The sequence below is a fragment of the Phenylobacterium aquaticum genome (genome assembly GCF_947378715.1).
In the GTDB taxonomy this organism is placed as follows: Bacteria; Pseudomonadota; Alphaproteobacteria; order Caulobacterales; family Caulobacteraceae; genus Phenylobacterium; species Phenylobacterium aquaticum_A.
The window spans coordinates 1-5,058 of the sequence record NZ_CANCLE010000220.1 but is presented as its reverse complement, the minus strand read 5'-3'; the positions used below and the strand labels follow the sequence as shown (position 1 = coordinate 5,058).

At 68.2% G+C, this 5,058-nt stretch carries 7 protein-coding genes; 2 read left to right on the top strand and 5 right to left on the bottom strand.

The features are described from left to right. The coding region (locus Q7P21_RS19285) for an FAD-binding oxidoreductase (protein ID WP_304179847.1) at positions 1–504 on the bottom strand (504 nt) is incomplete at its 3' end. 69 nt (positions 505–573) lie between these two features. Between Q7P21_RS19285 and Q7P21_RS19280 the strand changes: the two genes are divergently transcribed. Continuing rightward, a complete protein-coding gene (locus Q7P21_RS19280; RefSeq protein ID WP_304179846.1) occupies positions 574–849 on the top strand; it encodes a type II toxin-antitoxin system VapB family antitoxin in 276 nt (91 codons plus the stop codon). Continuing rightward, positions 846–1,244, top strand: a complete 399-nt coding sequence (locus Q7P21_RS19275) for a type II toxin-antitoxin system VapC family toxin (RefSeq protein ID WP_304179841.1) — start codon at positions 846–848, stop codon at positions 1,242–1,244. Before Q7P21_RS19280 ends, Q7P21_RS19275 begins: the two co-directional genes overlap by 4 nt. On the opposite strand, the gene Q7P21_RS19270 is transcribed toward Q7P21_RS19275, so the two are convergent. The 4 genes from Q7P21_RS19270 to Q7P21_RS19255 all read right to left on the bottom strand — a co-directional run. Next, a complete protein-coding gene (locus Q7P21_RS19270) occupies positions 1,232–2,206 on the bottom strand; it encodes an L-threonylcarbamoyladenylate synthase (protein ID WP_304179832.1) in 975 nt (324 codons plus the stop codon). The genes Q7P21_RS19275 and Q7P21_RS19270 overlap by 13 nt on opposite strands. Beyond that, a complete protein-coding gene (locus Q7P21_RS19265) occupies positions 2,137–3,432 on the bottom strand; it encodes a YceI family protein (RefSeq protein WP_304179812.1) in 1,296 nt (431 codons plus the stop codon). Before Q7P21_RS19265 ends, Q7P21_RS19270 begins: the two co-directional genes overlap by 70 nt. A gap of 6 nt (positions 3,433–3,438) precedes the next feature. Further along, complete coding sequence (locus Q7P21_RS19260; RefSeq protein ID WP_304179785.1) at positions 3,439–4,044, bottom strand: YceI family protein; 606 nt, start codon at positions 4,042–4,044, stop codon at positions 3,439–3,441. Positions 4,045–4,194: 150 nt separating this feature from the next. Continuing rightward, positions 4,195–5,058, bottom strand: an 864-nt coding sequence (locus tag Q7P21_RS19255) for a TonB-dependent receptor domain-containing protein (protein ID WP_304179758.1), incomplete at its 5' end; no start/stop codon positions are given.

Genomic DNA, 5,058 nt, shown 5'->3' with positions numbered 1-5,058 from the left:
CCCCAGCACCAGGTCCCGCGTGGTCCCATAGCGCAGCACCTGGGTGCCGCCGGCATTGGTCGAGACCACCCCGCCGACCGTCGCCGTGCCCTCCGAGGCCAGGCCCAGGGGGAAGCGACGGCGCACAGCGGCGGCGGCCTCATGCACGGCGGCCAGCGTCACGCCGGCCTCGGCCACGATCACGTCGTCAAAGGCGTCGATGTCGCGGATGGTCCGCATCCGCTCGGTGGACAGCAGGATCTCGCCCTGGGGGATCTGGCCGCCGACCAGGCCGGTATTGCCGCCCTGGGGGGTGATCGCCACGCCGGCCTCGGCGCAAATCCCGACCACAGCCGCCACATCGGCCGTGGTCCTGGGCAGGACCAGCAGCGGCGTGGTCCCGGTCCAGCGGTCGCGCCATTCCAGCAGCTTGGGCGCCAGGCGGGCGGGATCGTCGCTCCACCCCCCCTCGCCGAGCACGGACTTCAGGCGGGACAGGACATCGGCGGGAACAGGCTTGGTCATGGGCGGAAATCCTACGCTTACCGTGACCCCGAGACCAGTATATACTCCGATATATACTGGAGCTCCGCCATGGCCATCCTGATCAAGAACCCCGAGGTCGAGAAGCGCGCCCGCCAGCTCGCCGCCCTGACCGGCGAGACCCTGACCGGGGCCATAGACGCGGCGGTGAAGGCGCGGCTGGAGGCGGAGGCCCATCGCCCTCGCAAGCGGCCGACGGTGGACGAGATGATCGAGGCCACCGAGCGGTTTCGTAAGGCGGTCGGTCTGGACAAGCGCGAGATCGACACCTCTAAGGCGGCCTTCGATGCGCTGTCGGAGATTCCAGGCCTGGAGGATGATCGTTGATCGCGGTCGACAGCTCCGCCCTGGTCGCCATCGCCAAGCGAGAAGACGACTGGATGAGCCACCTGAATGCGCTCCAGGCGGTCGACATCGCGGTGATCAGTCCGGTCAACTATGTCGAGGTCGGCATCCTCCTGCGCCGACATGACCTGATCGAGGATCAGGCGCGACTGGACGCCTGGCTGGACGCCCTCGGGGTGAAGGTGCGCGAGGACCTGCCCTTGGCGGACGTCGCCCTGACCGCCTATCTCACCTATGGCAAGGGTTTCCATCCCGCTGGGCTGAATCTGGCGGACGTCTTCGCCTATGCGCTCGCCAAGACCCTGGACGCGCCGCTGCTCTACAAGGGCGACGACTTCGCCCGCACGGACGTCCGCTCGGCGCTTCAGCCGATATAGCCGGCGGCGCGGTTCAGCCGGTCATTGATCGCCTCGCCCAGGCCGTCCGGCGGGATCGGGGCGACGGCGATCGCGGTGGGCCGGGTGCGGTCAGCGGCGCGGAGATAGGCGAACAGATTGGCCGCCGCCTCGCGCGGATCGGCGGTCGGGCTGAGGTTCAGGACATTGCCCACCACCGCCGTAGGCCCGAAGGCCAGATAGGCTTCGCCGAGCTCCGGCGCCTCGACGTTCAGCCGCACCGGCGCTTCCGGCGAATAGTGCCGCGTGAGCCGGCCCGGCGAGCGCTTGGCGTCGTCCTGCGCCTCGGCCAGCGGGCCGATCACCACCTCGATCTCGGCGCGGGTGACAGCGCCCGGGCGCAAGAGGCGCGGCTGATCCAGCAGGGCCACGACCGTGGATTCCAGCCCGACACGGCAGGGCCCGCCCTCCAGGGCGGCGGCGGCGCTGACGCCGGTCTCCTCCACCGCGTCGACGAAGGTCGTGGGGCTAGGCCGGCCGGAGCGATTGGCCGAGGGCGCGACCACCGGGCCGCCGAAGGCCCGCAACAGCGCCTGGGCCACCGGATGGGCCGGGGCGCGAAGCGCGACGGTCTCAAGTCCCGCCCGGGCCAGGTCACAGACCGGGGTGTCGGGGCGGATCGGCAGGACCAGGGTCAGGGGGCCGGGCCAGAAGGCGGCGGCCAGCCTGTGCGCCCGATCGTCAAAGATCGCCAGGCGTTCGGCGGCGGCGATATCCGCCACGTGGCTGATCAGCGGATTGAACCGGGGCCGGCCCTTGGCCTCATAGATCGCAGCGACGGCGGCCGGGTTCGCGGCGTCCGCGCCGAGGCCATAGACGGTTTCGGTCGGCAATATGACCAGCGACCCGGCGCGCAGGGCCGCGACGGCCCGGGCTATCCCCGCGTCGCCGTGAGCTTCACGCTCACCTTCACCCCTGCCGGAATCTGATCGGTCGCCTGCCATTCGCCCTGTCCGACCCCGAAGGCCGTGCGGTCGAGGGTGGTTACACCGCTCATCCGCGCCTTGTCGCCGTCGATCTTCAGCCGGAACGGCAGGCTGAGCGGCTTGGTGACGCCGCGCAGGGTAAGCTTGCCCTTGGCGACATAGCGATCCTCGCCGGTCTTCTCGAAACGGTCAGCGATGAAGGTCGCCTTGGGATGGGTCGCGGCGTCGAACCAGTCGGCGGACGGCAGGCTGTCGTCGCGCTGGGCGTCACCGGTCTTGATCGAGGCGATGTCGATCGAGACGCTGACCTTGGACTTGGCGAGCTGGTCGGGGCTGAAGCTGATGTCCGCCGTCCAGCGGTCGAAGCGCCCCTCGATCGCCTGGCCGCCCCAGGTGGTGGAGAAGCCAAGGGTCGAGCCTGAGGCCACCGTCCAGTGGGACAGAGGCTGGGGCGCGGCCGGCGCGGCGGTCGGGCTCTCAGGCGCAGCGGCGCTGACGGGCGGTGTCACGACGGCGGCCTTGGCGGCCGGCGCCTCGTCCATCTCCATCTCGTCATGGGCGGTCGGCGCGACTGGCGCTGAGGCCGGCAGCGGCGGGCGCAGGAACTGCCCGAGCGCCAGGACGATGAGGCCGCCAGCAGCGATGATCAGCAGGCGCGGATCGAACCAGCGGCCGGGCTTGGCGCCCGGGGCCATGCGGGCCAGGACCGGCTGGTCATGGTCGAACAGCTGGTGCTTGAGCGCGCCGGCCACATGCAGGCCGATCAGTAGATAGGCGCCATAGGCAAGCCACTCATGGCTCTCGTGGCCGAAGCCGCGCCAAGCGCCCTTGGCGGCCGGCGCCAGCTCGGCGATGCCCGGCACATGCGGCCACGGGATCACGCCATAGAGCAGGGTCGGAATGGCGATACGGCTGGCCGAAACCATGATCCAGCCGGTCAGCGGCATGCCGATCATGATGACATAGAAGCCCCAGTGGGTGATGTGGGCGAGCGCCCGCTCCCAACCGGTCAGGCCCATCATCGGCGGCGGCGGATTGGCGAGGCGCCAGCCCAACCGCACCAGGCTGAGGAACAGGATGGTGATCCCCACCGACTTGTGCAGCTGGGTCAGGGCGAAGCCGAGCGGGGTGTGCAGGTCGTTCATCCGCCAGGCCAGCAGGATCTGGACGACGATAGCGGCGGCGATCAGCCAGTGCAGGACGATGGCGACCGTCGAATAGCGGTCCAGGCGCGATGCGGTCACGGGGTCCTACTTCCTCACGAATTCGACGTCGAAGATCAGGTCCAGGTCGTCGCCGGCGAACTGGCTCATGGTGGTCAGACCGAAGTCTGAACGCTTGATATGGCCGGTTCCGGAAAAGCCCATCCGGGTTCCGACGCCCAGCATGCCCGGCCCATAGCCGTTGAATGTGACGTCCAGCACCACCGGCTTGGTCACCCCCAGGAATGTCAGGTCCCCGGTCAAGGTTCCCTGGCCGTCCACCGCCTCGGCCTTGCGGGCCGTGAAGCTGATGGTCGGGTATTTGGCGGCGTTGAAATAGGCGGGGCCGGCGATGGTCTTGTCGAACTCCGGCAGGCCGGTGTCGATCGAGGCTGCGTCGATGGTGAGGGTCGCAGGCGTCGTCGCCCAGTTGGCGGAATCGAGGGTGAAGCCGCCGTCCATGCGGTCAAAGCGCATCGTGAACTTCGAGAAGCCACCCATGTGCGGGATCTTCACGATCAGGCTGGCGTGACGCTTGTCTAGACCATATTCGCCCTTGGGCGCCAGGGTCGGGTCTCGCCCGACCGGATTGGCCAGGGCGGGCCCCGCCAAGATGACCGTGAGCGCCACGGTTGCGATTGTAGTGCGCATCATGCCGTGGGCCCCGTCTGAACAGCTTCGCCGCACATGGTCGCGAGGCTATCGGGCGGAAAGGCGGCGGACCGTTCACGAAGCCGTGAGCAGACACGACAACGCCGCCCCGAGGGGCGGCGCTGGGCAGTGACGAGGCTGTAGATCTCAGCCCTAGAATTTCTGGCCGAAGCTGATCGAGATCGTCCGCGGCTGGTTGGGAACCACATAGGGGCGGCTGCAGACCAAGGTCGGGCACTCGGCGTAGCGATAATTGTCGCCGCGCTTGTCGAAGGCGTTCAGCACGGAGAGCTCCACCTTCCAGGTGTCGTGGTCCAGCCCGGCCGAGAGATCCAGCTGGCCGTAGGCGCGCTGGGTTCCCAGGATGGCGCTTTCCAGAACCGGCAGCGCCGCAGTGCTTGAGCTCTGATAGACCGCCGAGCCCTGAACGTGGGCCGTGAAGTCGCCCCACGGGAATTCATAGCGGGCCGTGGCGTTGGCCTTCACCTTGGGCGTCACCGGCAGTCGGGTGCCGCTGGGAGCCTGCGGGGTGGCACAGGTCTTGTTCGGCTTGCCGGCCGCGTCGACCGTGCCGCAATAGGGCTCGGTCAGCTTGGCGTCGGTATAGGAGGCGGCGGTGTTGACCGTCAGGCCCTGGACCGGGGTCGCCCAGCTCAGCTCGGTCTCAACCCCCTTCACCTGGGCCTGACCGGCGTTGAGGATCTCAGTGAAGGCGTTCGGGCCGAGGAATGAGTATTGGAAGTCCTTCCAGTCCTCATAATAGACCGCGCCGTTCCAACGCAGGGAGTTGTCGGCCCACTGGGTCTTCCAGCCGGCTTCGTAGTTGTAGACATAGTCGGAGCTGTAGGGCGCCAGCGTCGAGCGACGGTTGATGCCGCCGGGCCGGAAGCCCTGCGAATAGGTCACATAGACCATCTTCCCGTCGTCGATCTTGTAGTTCAGGTTGGCCTTGTAGGTTTCCCCGGTCTCCTTCACCCGCTTGTCGAGATTGGTGCAGGGGCCGTGACCGACGCTGTT